Annotated in this window: 13 protein-coding genes; 6 read left to right on the top strand and 7 right to left on the bottom strand. The window is 64.3% G+C overall.

What is annotated here, in order from left to right; all coding sequences use genetic code 11:
* The first annotated feature begins 11 nt into the window (after positions 1 to 11).
* On the top strand, positions 12 to 1,364 hold the full coding sequence (locus tag U9970_RS12295; protein WP_322764430.1) for a glycosyltransferase: 1,353 nt from the start codon (positions 12 to 14) through the stop codon (positions 1,362 to 1,364).
* Positions 1,365 to 1,413: 49 nt separating this feature from the next.
* On the opposite strand, the gene U9970_RS12290 is transcribed toward U9970_RS12295, so the two are convergent.
* The 5 genes from U9970_RS12290 to tig form a co-directional block, all read right to left on the bottom strand.
* Complete coding sequence (locus tag U9970_RS12290) at positions 1,414 to 3,183, bottom strand: DNA polymerase III subunit gamma/tau (RefSeq protein ID WP_322764429.1); 1,770 nt, start codon at positions 3,181 to 3,183, stop codon at positions 1,414 to 1,416.
* Positions 3,184 to 3,200: 17 nt separating this feature from the next.
* Complete coding sequence (locus U9970_RS12285; protein ID WP_322764428.1) at positions 3,201 to 3,812, bottom strand: lecithin retinol acyltransferase family protein; 612 nt, start codon at positions 3,810 to 3,812, stop codon at positions 3,201 to 3,203.
* A 14-nt stretch (positions 3,813 to 3,826) separates the two neighbouring features.
* On the bottom strand, positions 3,827 to 5,206 hold the full coding sequence (gene clpX / locus U9970_RS12280) for an ATP-dependent protease ATP-binding subunit ClpX (RefSeq protein WP_322764427.1): 1,380 nt from the start codon (positions 5,204 to 5,206) through the stop codon (positions 3,827 to 3,829).
* 78 nt (positions 5,207 to 5,284) lie between these two features.
* A complete protein-coding gene (gene clpP / locus U9970_RS12275; protein ID WP_106632476.1) occupies positions 5,285 to 5,944 on the bottom strand; it encodes an ATP-dependent Clp endopeptidase proteolytic subunit ClpP in 660 nt (219 codons plus the stop codon).
* Positions 5,945 to 5,990: 46 nt separating this feature from the next.
* Positions 5,991 to 7,415 (bottom strand): trigger factor, encoded by a 1,425-nt coding sequence (gene tig, locus U9970_RS12270; RefSeq protein ID WP_322764426.1) that lies wholly within the window; start codon positions 7,413 to 7,415, stop codon positions 5,991 to 5,993.
* A gap of 213 nt (positions 7,416 to 7,628) precedes the next feature.
* Between tig and U9970_RS12265 the strand changes: the two genes are divergently transcribed.
* The 3 genes from U9970_RS12265 to U9970_RS12255 are packed head-to-tail and all read left to right on the top strand — an operon-like array spanning position 7,629 to position 11,739.
* The gene (locus U9970_RS12265) at positions 7,629 to 8,723 is read left to right on the top strand and encodes an aspartate-semialdehyde dehydrogenase (RefSeq protein WP_322764425.1); all 1,095 of its coding nucleotides are present in this window, start codon (positions 7,629 to 7,631) and stop codon (positions 8,721 to 8,723) included.
* Positions 8,724 to 8,770: 47 nt separating this feature from the next.
* Positions 8,771 to 9,625, top strand: coding sequence for a 4-hydroxy-tetrahydrodipicolinate synthase (gene dapA, locus U9970_RS12260; RefSeq protein WP_322766130.1), 855 nt, complete (start codon positions 8,771 to 8,773; stop codon positions 9,623 to 9,625).
* Positions 9,626 to 9,684: 59 nt separating this feature from the next.
* Positions 9,685 to 11,739, top strand: coding sequence for a ribonuclease J (locus U9970_RS12255; RefSeq protein ID WP_322764424.1), 2,055 nt, complete (start codon positions 9,685 to 9,687; stop codon positions 11,737 to 11,739).
* Between the two features lie 17 nt (positions 11,740 to 11,756).
* On the opposite strand, the gene U9970_RS12250 is transcribed toward U9970_RS12255, so the two are convergent.
* Together U9970_RS12250 and tilS are read right to left on the bottom strand one after the other, a co-directional pair.
* Positions 11,757 to 12,446: a hypothetical protein gene (locus tag U9970_RS12250; protein WP_322764423.1), complete on the bottom strand. Its 690-nt coding sequence runs from the start codon at positions 12,444 to 12,446 to the stop codon at positions 11,757 to 11,759.
* Positions 12,443 to 13,498 (bottom strand): tRNA lysidine(34) synthetase TilS, encoded by a 1,056-nt coding sequence (tilS, locus tag U9970_RS12245; RefSeq protein ID WP_322764422.1) that lies wholly within the window; start codon positions 13,496 to 13,498, stop codon positions 12,443 to 12,445. Before tilS ends, U9970_RS12250 begins: the two co-directional genes overlap by 4 nt.
* A gap of 25 nt (positions 13,499 to 13,523) precedes the next feature.
* Between tilS and U9970_RS12240 the strand changes: the two genes are divergently transcribed.
* Positions 13,524 to 14,309, top strand: a complete 786-nt coding sequence (locus U9970_RS12240) for a DUF561 domain-containing protein (protein WP_322764421.1) — start codon at positions 13,524 to 13,526, stop codon at positions 14,307 to 14,309.
* 18 nt (positions 14,310 to 14,327) lie between these two features.
* Positions 14,328 to 14,744, top strand: coding sequence for a phage holin family protein (locus U9970_RS12235; RefSeq protein WP_322764420.1), 417 nt, complete (start codon positions 14,328 to 14,330; stop codon positions 14,742 to 14,744).
* The last annotated feature ends 12 nt before the right edge of the window (positions 14,745 to 14,756 follow it).

Below are 14,756 nucleotides of genomic sequence, written 5' to 3'. Positions count from 1 at the left end.
TCGGGATCGCCATGGCTGCGGGTGGCCGTACCACCGATCACCGTCGCGGCAAGTCGGCCCTGTTCCTGATCGGCTGCGGCTGGGCGGGAATGGCTCCCCATTGGCTCCATGAGTCGCTGCGTCTGATCCCGGCCCTCACCCTGGCCGTGCTGCTTGGGGGCTACAGCCTGCGCACCGTGTTGCGCCAGGTTTTTGGTTCGCTAGGCAGCTCAGAACCAGCTCAAGCCTCCGCCCCTCAAGGGGCTGAACCCCTGCCGGCAGTGGACGTGGTGGTGGCGGCCCGCGATGAGCAGGCAGTTATTGGCCGCCTGGTGGAGCGCATTGCTCAGTTGAGCTACCCGCAGGGGCAGATGCGGCTCTGGGTGATTGACGATGCCAGCAGCGATCGCACTCCCCAGGTTTTGGCTGAGCTGCAGGAGCGTCATCCTTTTCTGCAGGTATTGCGGCGTGAGCCAGATGCCGGCGGCGGCAAATCGGGCGCTCTTAATTTGGTGCTGCAGCAGCTTCAGGGCCGCTGGATGTTCGTGCTCGACGCTGATGCCGATCTTCAGAGCGACACGCTGGAGCGGCTGATTCCCTTCGCAGAAGCTGGTGGCTGGTCGGCGGTGCAGCTGCGCAAAGCTGAGGTGAATGCCAACGCCAATTGGTTGACCCGGGCCCAGGCCATGGAGATGGCCCTCGATGCCGTGATCCAGCAGGGTCGTTTAGCTGTGGGAGGCGTAGCTGAATTGCGCGGCAATGGCCAGCTGCTGCGCCGGGACGCCCTGCTCAGTAGCGGTGGTTTCAACGAGGACACGGTCACCGACGACCTAGACCTCAGTTTCAGGCTGCTGCTCGACGGCCAGCCGATTGGCATCCTCTGGGATCCGCCGGTGCAGGAAGAGGCCGTGCTGAGTGTGGCTGCCCTGTGGCGCCAGCGTCAGCGTTGGGCTGAAGGCGGTTTGCAGCGCTTCTTCGATTACTGGCCCGGCCTGATTTCGGAGCGTCTCAGCGCTAGTCAGAAGCTTGATTTAACTAGTTTCTTCCTGCTCCAATACTTTTTGCCGGTCGTGGCGATTGCCGATTTGCTCGGCGCCGTAATTACGGGCAACCGCCCAACCATCTGGCCCCTTTCCTTTGTTGCCTTTGGGCTCTCTGGAGGAGCGATCCTGGCCGGTTGTCGTCGCCCTAGCGAGGGCCCGGCCCTGCCGGCCATGAACCTTTGGAACCTGCTCCTGGGCATTGCCTATTTGAGCCACTGGTTTGTGGTCATTCCCTGGACCACTCTCCGCATGGCCCTGCTTCCCAAGAGCCTGGTTTGGGCCAAGACCATGCACCTCGGCGAGGAGGAAGAGTCCCAAATCGAAGATCCGGCCACCGCCTGATTACCCGTTACACACCTGATTACCCATTACTCAATTGTGCTGGCCCCGCTCAAGCAGCCGCCTCCTCTGCATCGCCAGTTAATTCATCGAGCGGCCCATCAAGTTCAACTACTTCGCCATTGAAGAATTCCGCCAGCCTTCTGGCCTTGTCATCGAGGGGCGCGGCTAAGGGGGGCGCAGTAGCTGCTGGGGCTGGTAGGGGCGCTGGGGCTTGATTCGCTGCTGGGCTTGGCAGGGGTGATGGGCTTGGCAGTGGTGCTGGCGTTGGCGGTGGTGGCGCCGGTCTGGGGGTGGCGGCACTGGGGGCGGTGACCGTTGCTGCGGCGCTCTCCCCACCTCCTTCCAATGTGAGCTGGCGCGGGCTGCCTAGGGCCTTGGCTACCGCTGCTTCCAGCAGGGGCAGGCGGCTCTGCACCATGGCCATCCAGTTGCCGGCCACCTGCACCACGGCGCGGCGTTCATCGAGGCGCACCAGCCGGGCCTGTTGGGACAGCAGCATGCGCGTAGAGGGCAGCTCTAGGCCCGCCAGGATTTGCTGCCAGAGCTCGGGCAGGTTGGCGGAGCTGTTGGGCTCGACGCTGACCGGAGCTGGGGCTGGAGCCGGAGCCGGGATTGGGGTGGCTGCTGGGGGGGCGACTGGCGCGACCGCCGGTGCAAGCACCGGTGCAACTGCGGCAGGTGCTGCGGCAGAGATTGGCTGGGCGGCAGCTACCGGCTCGGCCAGCAGGCCCAAAAGCAGCACCTCTAGCCACAGGCGCGGGTTGACGCTGTGGCGCAGCTGCTGCTCGCTGCCCTTCAGCTGGGCCTGCCACTGCAGCAGGCGGGCTTTGCCGATCGAGCGGGCCAGATCGGGTAGGGCTTGGCGGAACTGGGGCGACACGCTGGTGAGCTCTAGGCGGTCGGGCGCCGTGCCAGCTAGCACCAGATCCCGCAGCAGGCTCACCAAACCCTGCAGCACGGCGGCGGGCTCCCGGCCCCGCTCCAGCAGCTCGCGGCAACCCTCCAGCAGGGCGAGGGGATCGCAGCTGGCCAGGGCACCGGCCAGGGCCAGTAGCTCCTGCTCGGGCACCGCCCCCAGCAGCTCCCACACCGCCGTGGCCTCGATCGGCGCCGGCAGCAGGCTGAGCTGATCCAGCAGGCTCTCCGCATCCCGCAGACCCCCCTGGGCTCGCTGGGCCACCACGTGCAGGGCTTCTGACGTGATGCCGATCTGCTCCTGCTCAGCGATCCAGGCCAGGTGTTGCTCGAGGGCCTGCAGGGGGATGCGGCGGAAATCGAAGCGTTGACAGCGGCTCAGGATCGTGGCCAGCACCCGCTGGGGGTCGGTGGTGGCCAGCACGAACACCACCCGCGGTGGCGGCTCCTCCAAGGTTTTGAGCAGGGCGTTGAAGGCGGCGGTCGAGAGCATGTGGCACTCGTCCACCACGTACACCTTCCAGCGGGCCTGCACCGGAGCGAAGCGGGAGCGTTCGATCAGCTCGCGGATGTTGTCGACACCGGTGTTGGAGGCGGCGTCGATCTCGATTACATCGAGGGCATTGCCGGCGGCGATGGAGGTGCAGAGCTCGCAGATGCCACAGGGCTCGGGGGTGGGCCCATCGCTGCCGATGCAGTTGAGCGAGCGGGCCAGGATGCGGGCGCTGGAGGTTTTACCCGTGCCGCGGGGGCCACAAAACAGATAGGCCGGCGCAATCCGGCCGGTGCGCAGGGCGTTGCTCAGGGTGGCGGCGATCGCCTCCTGCCCCACCAGCTGGTCGAAGCGCTGGGGACGGTATTTGTGGTGGAGGGGTTGGTAGCTGGAGATCGCCGTTGGGCCCATGAAGCTGAGGCTTGAGATTAGTGGCCCTGGTCCGGTTCGAGCTGGCGCCTTAGCCGCTCTTCCAGTTCTTCCACGGCCGTGAGTTGGTCGGCCAGTTTCTGGGCCGCCAGCCTCAGGGTTTCGAAGCGGTCTTGGCCCCAGCGCGCTTCAGCCCGGCCCAGCTCCTGCTCCAATTTCTGCTGTAGGCCTTGGCGCAGCTTGTCGAGTTCGGCCAGGTTGCCTTGGCGCAGCAGCATTCGGGCCGCACTGAGCATGGCCGCTGGCACCCACTGACCGATGGCCAGGGCCCCGAGGCTGCCGGTGTGCAGCAAATCCTCGACCTGGGCGCTGCGATGCCGGCCGGTCTTGCACCAATGGGCGAAGTGTTCGCAGTTGTTGAACAGCAGGTTGTAATTCTGTTCGCCCAGGCGCCCCATGGCCCGCCGCAGGGTCACGCCGGCCGGGGAGCAGTCGCCCGCGGCATACGGAACCACCGCGACAGGTTCGCCGCGGCTGAAATCGGCCAGGGGGCTGCGCAGGATTTCGCGCCCTTCCAGGTAGTGGGCCACGCTGCCGTCGCCTAGATCGATGCCGTGATGCAGAAACAGACCGTGCTGGCGAGGCACCTGCAGGTGGTCAGCTGCGGCCATCGTTTCGCGCCCGATCAGGCGCTGGCCTGCTGTGGCGAATCCAGGCTGGCGCTGCCGAGGGGCACCACCTTGCCCTTACTGCGCTGCTCCACCAGCTCCCGGGTCACGGTGAAGCTCTTGACGTCATTGCGGGAGGGCAGGTCGTACATCAGGTCGAGCATTAGCTCTTCGACGATGCCGCGCAGGGCCCGGGCGCCGGTCTTGCGGCGATGGGCTTCGATAGCAATCGCTTCAACAGCGCCGGCTTCGAAATCGAGCTGCACGTTGTCCATGCTCAGCAGGGTTTGGAACTGCTTGATCAGGGCATCCCGGGGCTCGGTGAGAATGGCTTGCAGGGCCGGCGTATCGAGGGGCTCAAGCACCGCACTAACCGGCAGCCGACCAATGAATTCAGGGATCAGGCCGTAGCGCACTAGGTCTTGGGGCTCTAAATGGCGCAGCACCTCGGCCCCATGGCGATCCTTGCCGCTGCGGGGCCGGCTGCTGCCATCGGCACTGAGGAAACCGATGGAGTTGCGGCCGAGCCGCTTCTGCACCACATCTTCGAGGCCGACGAAGGCACCACCGCAGATAAACAGGATCTGACTGGTGTCGATCTGAATGCATTCCTGGTAGGGATGCTTCCGGCCTCCCTGGGGCGGCACGTTGGCCACGGTGCCTTCGAGCATCTTCAGCAATGCCTGCTGAACCCCTTCTCCGGAGACGTCCCGGGTAATAGAGGGGTTTTCGCTCTTGCGGGCGATCTTGTCGATTTCGTCGATGTAAATGATGCCCCGCTGGGCCTGCTCCACATCCTGATCCGCTTTCTGCAGCAGCCGCAGCAGGATGTTTTCCACGTCTTCACCGACGTAGCCCGCCTCAGTGAGGGTGGTGGCGTCGGCCACCGCAAAGGGCACATCGAGCATTTCGGCCAGGGTCTGGGCCAGGAGCGTTTTGCCGCAGCCGGTGGGGCCGATCAGCAGGATGTTGCTCTTGTGCAGCTTGGTGGCTGTCTGGTCGGTTTCGCCCCTGCCATCGCCTTGCCAGGCGAGGCGTTTGTAGTGGTTGTAAACAGCTACGGAAAGATTTTTTTTGGCTTCGTTTTGGCCCACCACCTGGCGGTCGAGAAAGGCCTTGATCTCTTGAGGTTTGGGCACCTCCGCCAGAGTTGGAGCTGGTTTGGTTGTTTTTTTGCTGGGGGCCTTACCGCGGCTGGAGTCGGCGGCATGGCGGCTGCTCCCCCCTCCGCTGGTGGTGCCGCTATGGCCGTCTACCAGCTCCTCATCCAGGATCTCGTTGCAGAGATCGATACATTCATCACAGATGTAGACACCCGGGCCGGCGATCAGCTTGCGTACCTGTTCCTGCGACTTGCCGCAGAACGAGCACTTCAGGTGGGCGTCGAACTTGGCCATGGGCAGGGGAGTCCTGATTCCAGGATCGACAGGAAATAACGGATCGTCAGCTGACCTTAAGGATCAAACCGGAAGGAATCACTCAGCAGCGGTGGCCGCAGGGGATTCGGTCACGACCCGATCGATCAGGCCGTATTCAACCGCCTCTGCGGGGGAAAGGAAGTAGTCGCGGTCAGTGTCTTCGGTGATTTTTTCGAGGGGCTGCCCGGTGTGTTCAGCCATCAGACCGTTGAGAGTGTCCTTGAGAAAAAGAATCTCCTTGGCCTGGATTTCAATGTCCACCGCCTGGCCCTGGGCGCCGCCGAGGGGTTGGTGAATCATGATCCGGGCATTGGGCAGGGCCAGCCGCTTGCCCTTGGTGCCACCCGAGAGCAGGAAGGCACCCATGGAGGCGGCCAGGCCGTAGCAGATGGTTACCACGTCTGGGGACACCTGCTGCATCGTGTCGTAGATCGCCAAACCGGCGGTCACCGAGCCGCCTGGGGAGTTCACGTAAATCTGGATGTCCTTCTCCGGATCCTCGGCTTCGAGGAACAGCAGCTGGGCGACTAGGGAATCGGCCACCTGATCGTCGATGCCGGTGCCCAGGAAGATGATCCGCTCGCGCAGCAGGCGCGAATAGATATCGAAGGCGCGGTCGCCCTTGCCCGACTGCTCCACCACCGTGGGCAGCACCCCGGGGGAGCCACTGGGGCTCCAGCTGCTGTGGACGGGATGGCGAAGGGTGGCGTCGATCACGCGCGGTAAAGCTCTCGGAGGACCAATCTATTGGTCCTGGCCATGGCTATTGGGTCTTGGCCGGTTTGGCCTTGGCTTTCGCTTTGGCCTTTGCCTGCTCCTCGCCTGCAGCGTCAGGGTCGGCGTCGGCTGGGGTGGCAGCCTTTTCGGTGATGGTGCTGTTGGCCTCAAGCCACTCCAGCAGCTTGTCGCGCAGCAGGTCGTCAGCAACGGCCAGACGCAATCTTTCAGGATCGATGTTGCCCTGCTGGCTCAGGCCGCGGCTGATCTCCTTGATCTTGGTTTCGAGCTCCTTGGCTTCTACCTCGATCGCCTCGGCGGCGGCGAGGGCCTTGAGGGCCAGGCTGCGGCGCAGGCGCTCCTCAGCCTCGGGCCGGGAGGTGTCCATCAATGAGCGCACCAGGTCGGGGGTGAACAGCTTTTTGACGTCCATGCCCTGCTGGGCGATCTGTCCTGCTGTCTGCTCCACCAGGTTGCGGATTTCCTGTTGAACCAGGGTTTCGGGCAGCTCCACTTCAAGCTCTTGCACCAGGGCGGCGAGCAGGGCGTCGTGGCGGCTGGCCTTGGCCCGGCGCTCGGCGTCGTCCTTGAGGCGGGTTTCCAGATCGGCGCGCAGCTCCGCCAGGGTGGCTTTGTCGCTGGCTTGCTGGGCAAAGGCGTCGTCAAGGGCGGGCAGCTCCCGGCACTTGAGGTCTTTCAGGCTGATCTCGAAGCGCGACTGGCGGCCGGCGGCATCTTCTTGGGGGTAGGTATCGGGGAACTGGCAGTCGATGGTCTTGCTAGCGCCGATAGCCATGCCGATTACACCCTCGACGAAGCCGGGGATCATCCGGCCCTCCTCCAGCTCGACTTCCATGGCATCGCTGCTGCCACCACTGATGGCCTCGCCGCTATCCACGTAAATGCCGCTGAAGCTGAGCACCGCTACATCGCCGCTGGCCGCAGGGCGGCCCTCTACGGGCACCAGGGTGGCCAGCTGCTTGCGCGATTGCTCGATCAGTTCATCGATGCGGGCCGGATCGAAGCTGATTGCCTCGGCTTCAGCCTTTAGCCCTTTGGTGGACTTGAGTTTTGGTGTGGGCTCGACGTCGAGCTCCAGGGTGATGGTGAGGGAGCTGCCGGGCTCGAAGCGTTCCAGCACTACCTCGAAGCCTTCGGTTAGCTCGGGCCGGCCGATGGCTGCCACCATTTCTTGGCTAACAGCATCCCGGAAAGCGGCCTCCACCAGATCCTCTAGGGCGGTGGCCCGGATGCGTTGGGGGCCGATCTGCTGGAGCAGCACGGGCCGTGGCACCTTGCCCTTGCGAAAGCCGGGAAGCTTGATGCTGCGACTCAGCTTGTCCACGGCGGCGTCATAGCTGGCCTGGCTGCGGCCGCCGGGGATGGCCACCTCGAGGGCCACGCGGCTGCCCGGACGGGGACTGGCCTTTATCGACAGCGGGCTGGCGGCTGGGGCGGCGGCAGAGCTCATGGAAAACAGTTGCAGACCCTGATCCTAGAAAGCGGCCGTTCCGAGCTCTCAGCGCGTATTGTCGTATCGGCGCACGACGAAGGCGATAGGTCCCAAATCAGCAAAGAACGGCTTCGACGACCGCCGGCCTCTTTGTTGCAGCTTTCCGCCCCTAGCTGGGTTGATGTTTGACCCCCAGCTCCGCCACCAATTTTTGATTCCTTTCCCGCTCCCTTGACCGCCGCCCAGACCGTCCCTGCCCCGCCATCTGCCTGCCTGCCCAGCCGCCCCTTGCGGGTTGCGGTGCTCGGTGCGACGGGCGCAGTTGGCCAGGAATTGCTCGAGTTGCTCGCTGAGCGCAACTTTCCTCTGGCCGAGCTGATCCCCCTGGCGTCACCCCGCTCCGCCGGCCAAAGCATTGCCTGGCAGGGCACATCGCTGGCGATCCGGCCCGTGGAGGCCTCAGCTTTTGAAGGGGTGGACGTGGTGCTGGCCTCAGCCGGCGGCTCGGTGTCGCGCCAGTGGGCTCCGGTGGCGGCCCGGGCTGGTGCGGTGGTTATCGACAACTCCAGCGCCTTCCGAATGGATCCGGAGGTGCCGTTGGTGGTTCCAGAAGTGAACCCCGAGGCTGCTTTTGCCCATCGGGGCATCATTGCCAACCCCAACTGCACAACAATCCTGCTCACCCTGGTTTTGGCCCCCTTGGCGGCGCGGCGGGCAATTCGGCGTGTGCTGGTGAGCACTTATCAGAGCGCCAGCGGCGCCGGTGCCCGGGCGATGGAGGAGCTGCGCCAGCTCAGCCGCACCGTTCTCGATGGTGGTGAGCCCGTGAGTGAGGTGCTGCCCCACTCCCTGGCCTTCAACCTTTTTCTGCACAACTCGCCGCTGCAGGACAACGGTTATTGCGAGGAGGAGCTGAAGATGCTCAACGAAACCCGCAAGATCATGGGCACGCCGGAGCTGCGACTTTCGGCTACCTGCGTGCGGGTGCCGGTGCTGCGGGCCCATTCAGAGGCCGTAAATATTGAATTTCATGAGCCCTTCCCGGTGCAGGAGGCCAGAGCCCTGCTGGCTGAGGCCCCCGGCGTGGAGCTGCTGGAAAACTTTGAGGCCAACCGTTTTCCGATGCCCACCGATGTGACGGGCCGCGATCCGGTGGCGGTGGGACGTATCCGCCAGGACCTCAGTGACGCCAATTCTTTGGAGCTGTGGCTCTGCGGTGATCAGATCCGCAAGGGTGCGGCTCTCAATGCGATCCAGATTGCCGAGCTGTTGATCCAGGGTCCGGCGGCTGGAACTGGAGCGGTTTTGCCCGGAGGTGCTGCTTGAGCCCTATCCAGCCAGCCACTCCCCCATTTGGCCGCGTGCTGACGGCGATGGTGACCCCCTTTGCCGCCGATGGTTCGGTGGATCTGGGCCTTGCGGCCCAGCTGGCGGAGCACCTGATCAACCAGGGCTCCGATGGAATCGTGGTGTGCGGCACCACTGGCGAATCACCGACGCTCAGCTGGGACGAACAGCACGCTCTTTTAGTTGCGGTGAAGCAAGCGGTTGGGCATCGGGCCAGCGTGCTGGCGGGCAGCGGCAGCAATTGCACCGCCGAAGCGGTGGAGGCCACGCGGCAGGCGGCGGCCCTCGGTGCCGATGGCGCCCTAGTTGTTGTGCCCTACTACAACAAGCCCCCCCAGGACGGCCTTGAGGCCCATTTCCGCGCTGTGGCAGCGGCGGCACCCCAGCTGCCCTTGATGCTCTACAACATCCCGGGCCGCACCGGCACCAGCCTGGAGCCAGCCACCGTGGCCCGGCTGCTCGACTGCGCCAACGTGGTGAGTTTCAAGGCTGCCAGCGGTAGCACCGAAGAGGTGAGCGCCCTGCGGGCCCTGTGCGGCAACCGTCTGGCGATTTACAGCGGTGACGACGTCCTCACCCTGCCGATGCTTGCCGTTGGTGCTGTGGGCGTGGTGAGTGTGGCCAGCCACCTGGCCGGCCCTGAGATCAGCGCCATGGTGCGCGCCTTCTACGCCGGGGATTTGGTTCAGGCCCTGGCTCTGCACGACCAGCTGCTGCCGCTGTGCAAGTCCCTTTTCTGCAGCACCAATCCGATCCCCGTCAAAGCCGCCTTGGAGCTCAGCGGCTGGCCCGTGGGTGCACCCCGTCTTCCCCTGCTTTCCGCCACCACCGACGTGCGACAACGCCTCTCCGAAACCCTGGCCGCCCTGCGTCCTACCTGACGCCAAGGCTTGAGACCAGATCAATTCAGTTTGTTCCTTTTTCCTAAAACTCCTTCTCCATGACCAGTTCCAACGGCAGAGCCCAGGGCACCAGTCAGAGCACCACCAAGCCTCCCCACCTGCGGGTGATTCCCCTGGGCGGCCTGCACGAGATCGGCAAGAACACCTGCGTGTTCGAGTACGGCGACGACATCATGTTGGTGGATGCCGGATTGGCCTTCCCCAGCGATGGCATGCATGGCGTCAACGTGGTGATGCCGGATACCAGCTATCTGAAGGAAAACCAGAAGCGGATTCGCGGCATGATCGTGACCCACGGTCACGAAGATCACATCGGTGGCATTGCCCACCACCTCAAGAACTTCACCATCCCCGTGATACATGGGCCGCGCCTGGCGCTGGCCATGCTCACCGGCAAGATGGAGGAGGCCGGTGTGATGGATCGCACCATCCTCCAGACCGTCGCGCCTCGTGATGTGGTGAAGGTGGGCCAACACTTTTCAGTGGAGTTCATCCGCAACACCCACTCGATGGCAGACAGCTTTTCGCTGGCCATCACTACCCCTGTGGGCACGGTGATCTTCACCGGTGACTTTAAGTTTGACCACACGCCGGTGGATGGCGAGACCTTTGACATGGCACGCCTAGCCCATTACGGCGACAAGGGCGTGCTTTGCCTGTTCAGCGACTCCACCAACGCTGAGGTGCCGGGCTTCTGCCCGCCTGAGCGCTCGGTGTTCCCCTGCCTGGATCGCCACATCTCCCAGGCTGAAGGCCGGGTGATTATCACCACCTTTGCCAGCTCGATTCACCGGGTCTCGATGATCCTGGAGCTGGCCCTCAAGAACGGTCGCAAGGTGGGTCTGCTGGGCCGCTCCATGCTCAACGTGATCGCCAAGGCGCGGGAGTTGGGTTACATGCGCGCCCCCGATGATCTGTTTGTGCCGATTAAGCAGATCCGCGATCTGCCTGACCGCGAAACCCTGTTGCTGATGACCGGTAGTCAGGGTGAGCCCCTGGCAGCCCTAAGCCGCATCTCCCGTGGCGAGCATCCCCAGGTGCAGGTGAAGAGCACCGACACGATTATTTTCTCGGCCAGCCCGATCCCTGGCAACACCATCTCGGTGGTCAACACGATCGACCGGCTGATGATGCAGGGAGCCAAGGTGGTTTATGGCAAGGGCGAGGGCATTCACGTCTCTGGCCACGGCTTCCAGGAAGACCAGAAGCTGATGCTGGCCCTCACCAAGCCCAAATATTTTGTGCCGGTGCACGGCGAGCACCGCATGCTCATTGCCCACAGCAAAACTGCCCAGTCGATGGGCATTCCGGCCGACAACATCTTGATCATCGATAACGGTGACGTGGTCGAGCTCAGCCCCGACTCCATCCGCACCGGTGATCCGGTGAAGGCAGGCATTGAATTGCTCGACGCCTCCCGCAATGGCATCGTCGATGCCCGCGTGCTGAAGGAGCGCCAACAGCTCGCAGAAGATGGGGTGATCACCTTGCTTGCGGTGATCAGCACCGATGGTGTGATGGCGGCTCCACCCCGGGCCAACATCCGGGGAGTGGTCACCACTGCTGATGCCCGCAGGCTTTCGATGTGGGCTGAGCGCGAAATCGGCTGGGTACTGGAAAATCGTTGGAATCAGCTCTGCCGCAACACCGGTGGCAAGGCCCCTGAGGTGGATTGGGTGGGTGTGCAGCGAGAGGTGGAGGTGGGTCTGCAGCGCCGCCTGCGCCGCGAGCTGCAGGTGGAGCCGCTGATCATTTGCCTTGTGCAGCCAGCCCCTGCCGGTACGCCGGCTTACAAGGGCCGCGCCGACGCCGAACCCGACACTCGTCCCGCTCCCCGGGGTCGCTCTGCCCGTGATGGAGGCGCTCGTGATGGAGTTGGTCGTGGCCGTGATGGCTCCGTGCCGGCACCCCAGCGTCAGCTGGTTGCCGTTGGAGCCGCCGACCCTGCCGTCGCCACGTCTATTTCTGCTCCTGCCGTAGTCCCAGCGGCTGTTGTTGCTGAGGTTCCAGCCCCAGCCCCAGCTCCAGCAGAGCTCGAGCCAGAACTCGCCGGGCGCACCCGCCGCCGCCGCTCAGCCGCCATCGCGGGCTGAGCGGCCCCAGCCCCAGCTCAGCGGATCACCACTCGCAGCAGCCCCTTGGAGAGTTCGGCCAACTCCTCGGGGCCGGGTCCGCCGACTGGCTCGGCAAACCGTTCTTCAGGCTCAGCCAGGCTCTCTTTGCTCACGGCGACCTCCAGCTCTTGAGCAGTCGCAGCATCTGCCTGGGCCACCTCGATTAGCTCTGGTTCATCGACCACTTCGACTACCAGATTTGGCACCGGCACCGGCACGGGCACCTGCGCCACGGGCACCTGAACCTCAGCCGCCTCGATGCCGCCAAGTTGCTCCATCCAGGGCATGGCTGAGCCAGCACTGGCAATTGCGGTTCCGACCGCTACTGGCGCATTGCCGAAGGGGAATGCTTGGCCTGATCCAACTTCCAGGGTTGTGGCTTGAGGTGCTGCCTGGCTGGCGCATTGCTCCAGCCCCTGGTCGGCGATATCGCGCAGTACGGGTTCTTGCGTGGCCGCTCGAACTCTGCTGTAAAAACCGGTTGCTGTAGCTCTGTCTTCGTAGCCGTAGAGGTAGGTGTGGCCAAGTAACAGCTGTAGTCGTTGGCGCAGGGGGTCGGCGGGCTCGTTGGGTAGCTCGAGCAGCAGCTCCTCGCTTAAACGGGCCACATCGTCCCATTGGCGTTCGCTGTAAACCCGCTCAATGGCCTCATAGCGCTGTTGCAGCGAGTGCGGCGAGGTTGTCATTGCGGCAGCTGGGCGGCGGGAAGGTGCAGCCATAGTGTGCAGGGATCCCAGCGCAGCTGCCAACCCGCGCCTAGGTCTGCCTGGCCTGGGGGATGGCCCGGTTGCAGCCGACGCAATAGTTCTTCGAGTTGCCGGGCTGGCAGGGAAAGACTTGTGCCTTGCTCCAGCCAGTGATGCAGCAGTTGGCGCTGGTTGGCTAGGGCTAGGTCGCCCAACTCCTGGCGCTGCAGGCCTGGTGCCCCATCGTGGCTGGTGACTGTTTTTAGAGTTTGAAGGGCCAGATTTACCAATTCGTTGCTGCTCTCCACCTCCTCCACCAGCCTCTCGGCTTGGGCGCTGATCCTTTGGGCAGCACCGGGATGGAGCTCCTCGAGCACGGGCACCACCTCGGCCCGGATTCGGTTTCGGCTGTAGCGGCGGTCGGTATTGCTCGGGTCGTGCCACACGGGCAGCTTCAGTTGCTGGCAAATCCGGGCGGTGTCAGCCCGGGAGAAGGGCAGCAGCGGCCGCGCCAGCGCGATTGGCTCGCATGTATCGGTGGTGGGGCTCGATGGGCTGCTGAGGGAGCGCAGGCTGCGCAGGCTGGCCAGGCCGCGGCGATGGCTACCTCGGGCTAGGTGCAGCAACAGGGTCTCGGCTCGATCGCTGGCGGTGTGGGCGGTCACCACATGGCCTACCCCCAGAGATCTGGCCTGCTCAGCCAACTGGGCGTAGCGCCAGTGGCGGGAGTCAGCTTCGCTGGTTGCCTCCGGCGGCCTCAGCCAGGAGGAAACCTGCAGCTTCAGCCCCTGGTCGCTGCACCAGCCGGCCAGCTCCGCCGCCACCTGGCCCGACTCCGGTCGCCAGCGGTGGTCTCCGTGCCACAGGTGCAGGGGCCAGTGGTGCAGGCGCTGCAGGTCGCGCAGCAGGGCCAGCAGGGCTATGGAATCTTGACCACCCGAGATGGCCAGCAGCAAAGGCGCTCCTGCTGGCAACAGCTCGGGATGGTGCCGCAGGTGGCGATGCAGCCGCAGGTGGTCCGGGCTCCAGCGCGGCCCGGGTGGGAGAATCAATTCACTATTCAAATCTTGCGTTTCCATGGTTGCGAAGTCGCGTCTTGAGCAGCTGCCCTCCGCCCTGCAAGCCGCGCTTGCTGATCGCCGCCTGCTCAAGGTGATCGCTGGCCTCACCAATTTTGATGCTGCCAGTGTGGAGCGGATCAGTCGGGCCGCTGGCCAAGGCGGTGCCGATTTGATCGATGTGGCTTGCGATCCGGAGCTGGTGCAGCTGGCCGCTGCAGTGAGCGGCTTGCCGATCTGCGTGAGCTCAGTCGATCCCGAGCTGTTTGCCGCTGCTGTGGCTGCCGGGGCGGCAATGGTGGAAATTGGCAACTACGACGCCTTTTATCCCCTTGGTCGCATCTTCGATGCCGCCGAAGTGCTTGAGCTCACCCGCCGCACTCGCGAGTTGTTGCCTGAGGTGGTGTTGAGCGTCACCGTGCCCCATGGGCTGCCCCTCGATCACCAGGAGCAGCTGGCCGTGGATCTGGTGGCCGCCGGTGCCGACATCATCCAAACCGAGGGCGGCACCAGCGCTAAGCCCTTCAGCGCCGGCAGCCTCGGCCTAATCGAGAAGGCGGCTCCAACCCTGGCCGCTGCCCACAGCATCAGCCGCGCCTTGATTGCGGCGAGTAGTGCTGCACCAGTGCTGTGTGCCTCTGGCCTCTCCGCCGTCACCGTGCCGATGGCTATTGCCGCCGGTGCCGCCGGGGTGGGGGTTGGTTCGGCGATCAACAAGCTGAACGACCCATTGGCCATGGTGGCCGTCGTGCGCGGTCTACGTGAGGCCCTAGGCGCGACCGCCGGCGCAATCGTTGTTGCTTAACGCCAAGTGGGTTCTCTGATGTGGCTATTGCAGTGGCCGATTCGGGCCGTTGTGTTGTTGATTGTGGCCTGGCTTCCCTTGGGAGTGGAGGTGAGCAGTTTCCCGATCGCCATGCTTTCCGCTGTGGTGATCGGCTTGCTGGGCACCCTGTTGATCTGGCCGCTGAAGCTGCTGCTGGGGCCGGTGTGGGCGGTCACCAGCTTGGGGGGATTGATCAGTCCGGTGAGCCTGCTGTTCAACTGGGCGATCACGGTGGTGCTGTTTGGCCTGGCGGCCTGGTTGATCAAGGGATTCCGGCTCAAAAACGGAGTGGTGAGCGCGATTCTTGGTGGGGTCGTCTATGCCGTGTTGTCGGCTGTGATCCTGCGGATCCTTGGCCTCGACGTCGACGTCACTCGCGCAGCCGCTCTGATCACCACAGCTCCGGTGGTTTGACCCCGAGAATGG

Source organism: Cyanobium usitatum str. Tous (assembly GCF_963920485.1).
GTDB lineage: Bacteria > Cyanobacteriota > Cyanobacteriia > PCC-6307 > Cyanobiaceae > Cyanobium_A > Cyanobium_A usitatum_A.
This window is presented reverse-complemented; position numbering and strand designations above follow the sequence as displayed.

Bases quoted from the DNA above. Each gene is read 5' to 3' on its own strand.
- U9970_RS12295 (WP_322764430.1), top strand. From the start codon at position 12: ATGGCTGCGGGTGGCCGTACCACCGATCACCGTCGCGGCAAGTCGGCC.
- U9970_RS12290 (WP_322764429.1), bottom strand. From the start codon at position 3,183: ATGGGCCCAACGGCGATCTCCAGCTACCAACCCCTCCACCACAAATAC.
- U9970_RS12285 (WP_322764428.1), bottom strand. From the start codon at position 3,812: ATGGCCGCAGCTGACCACCTGCAGGTGCCTCGCCAGCACGGTCTGTTT.
- clpX (WP_322764427.1), bottom strand. From the start codon at position 5,206: ATGGCCAAGTTCGACGCCCACCTGAAGTGCTCGTTCTGCGGCAAGTCG.
- tig (WP_322764426.1), bottom strand. From the start codon at position 7,415: ATGAGCTCTGCCGCCGCCCCAGCCGCCAGCCCGCTGTCGATAAAGGCC.
- dapA (WP_322766130.1), top strand. From the start codon at position 8,771: ATGGTGACCCCCTTTGCCGCCGATGGTTCGGTGGATCTGGGCCTTGCG.
- U9970_RS12255 (WP_322764424.1), top strand. From the start codon at position 9,685: ATGACCAGTTCCAACGGCAGAGCCCAGGGCACCAGTCAGAGCACCACC.
- U9970_RS12250 (WP_322764423.1), bottom strand. From the start codon at position 12,446: ATGACAACCTCGCCGCACTCGCTGCAACAGCGCTATGAGGCCATTGAG.
- U9970_RS12240 (WP_322764421.1), top strand. From the start codon at position 13,524: ATGGTTGCGAAGTCGCGTCTTGAGCAGCTGCCCTCCGCCCTGCAAGCC.
- U9970_RS12235 (WP_322764420.1), top strand. From the start codon at position 14,328: ATGTGGCTATTGCAGTGGCCGATTCGGGCCGTTGTGTTGTTGATTGTG.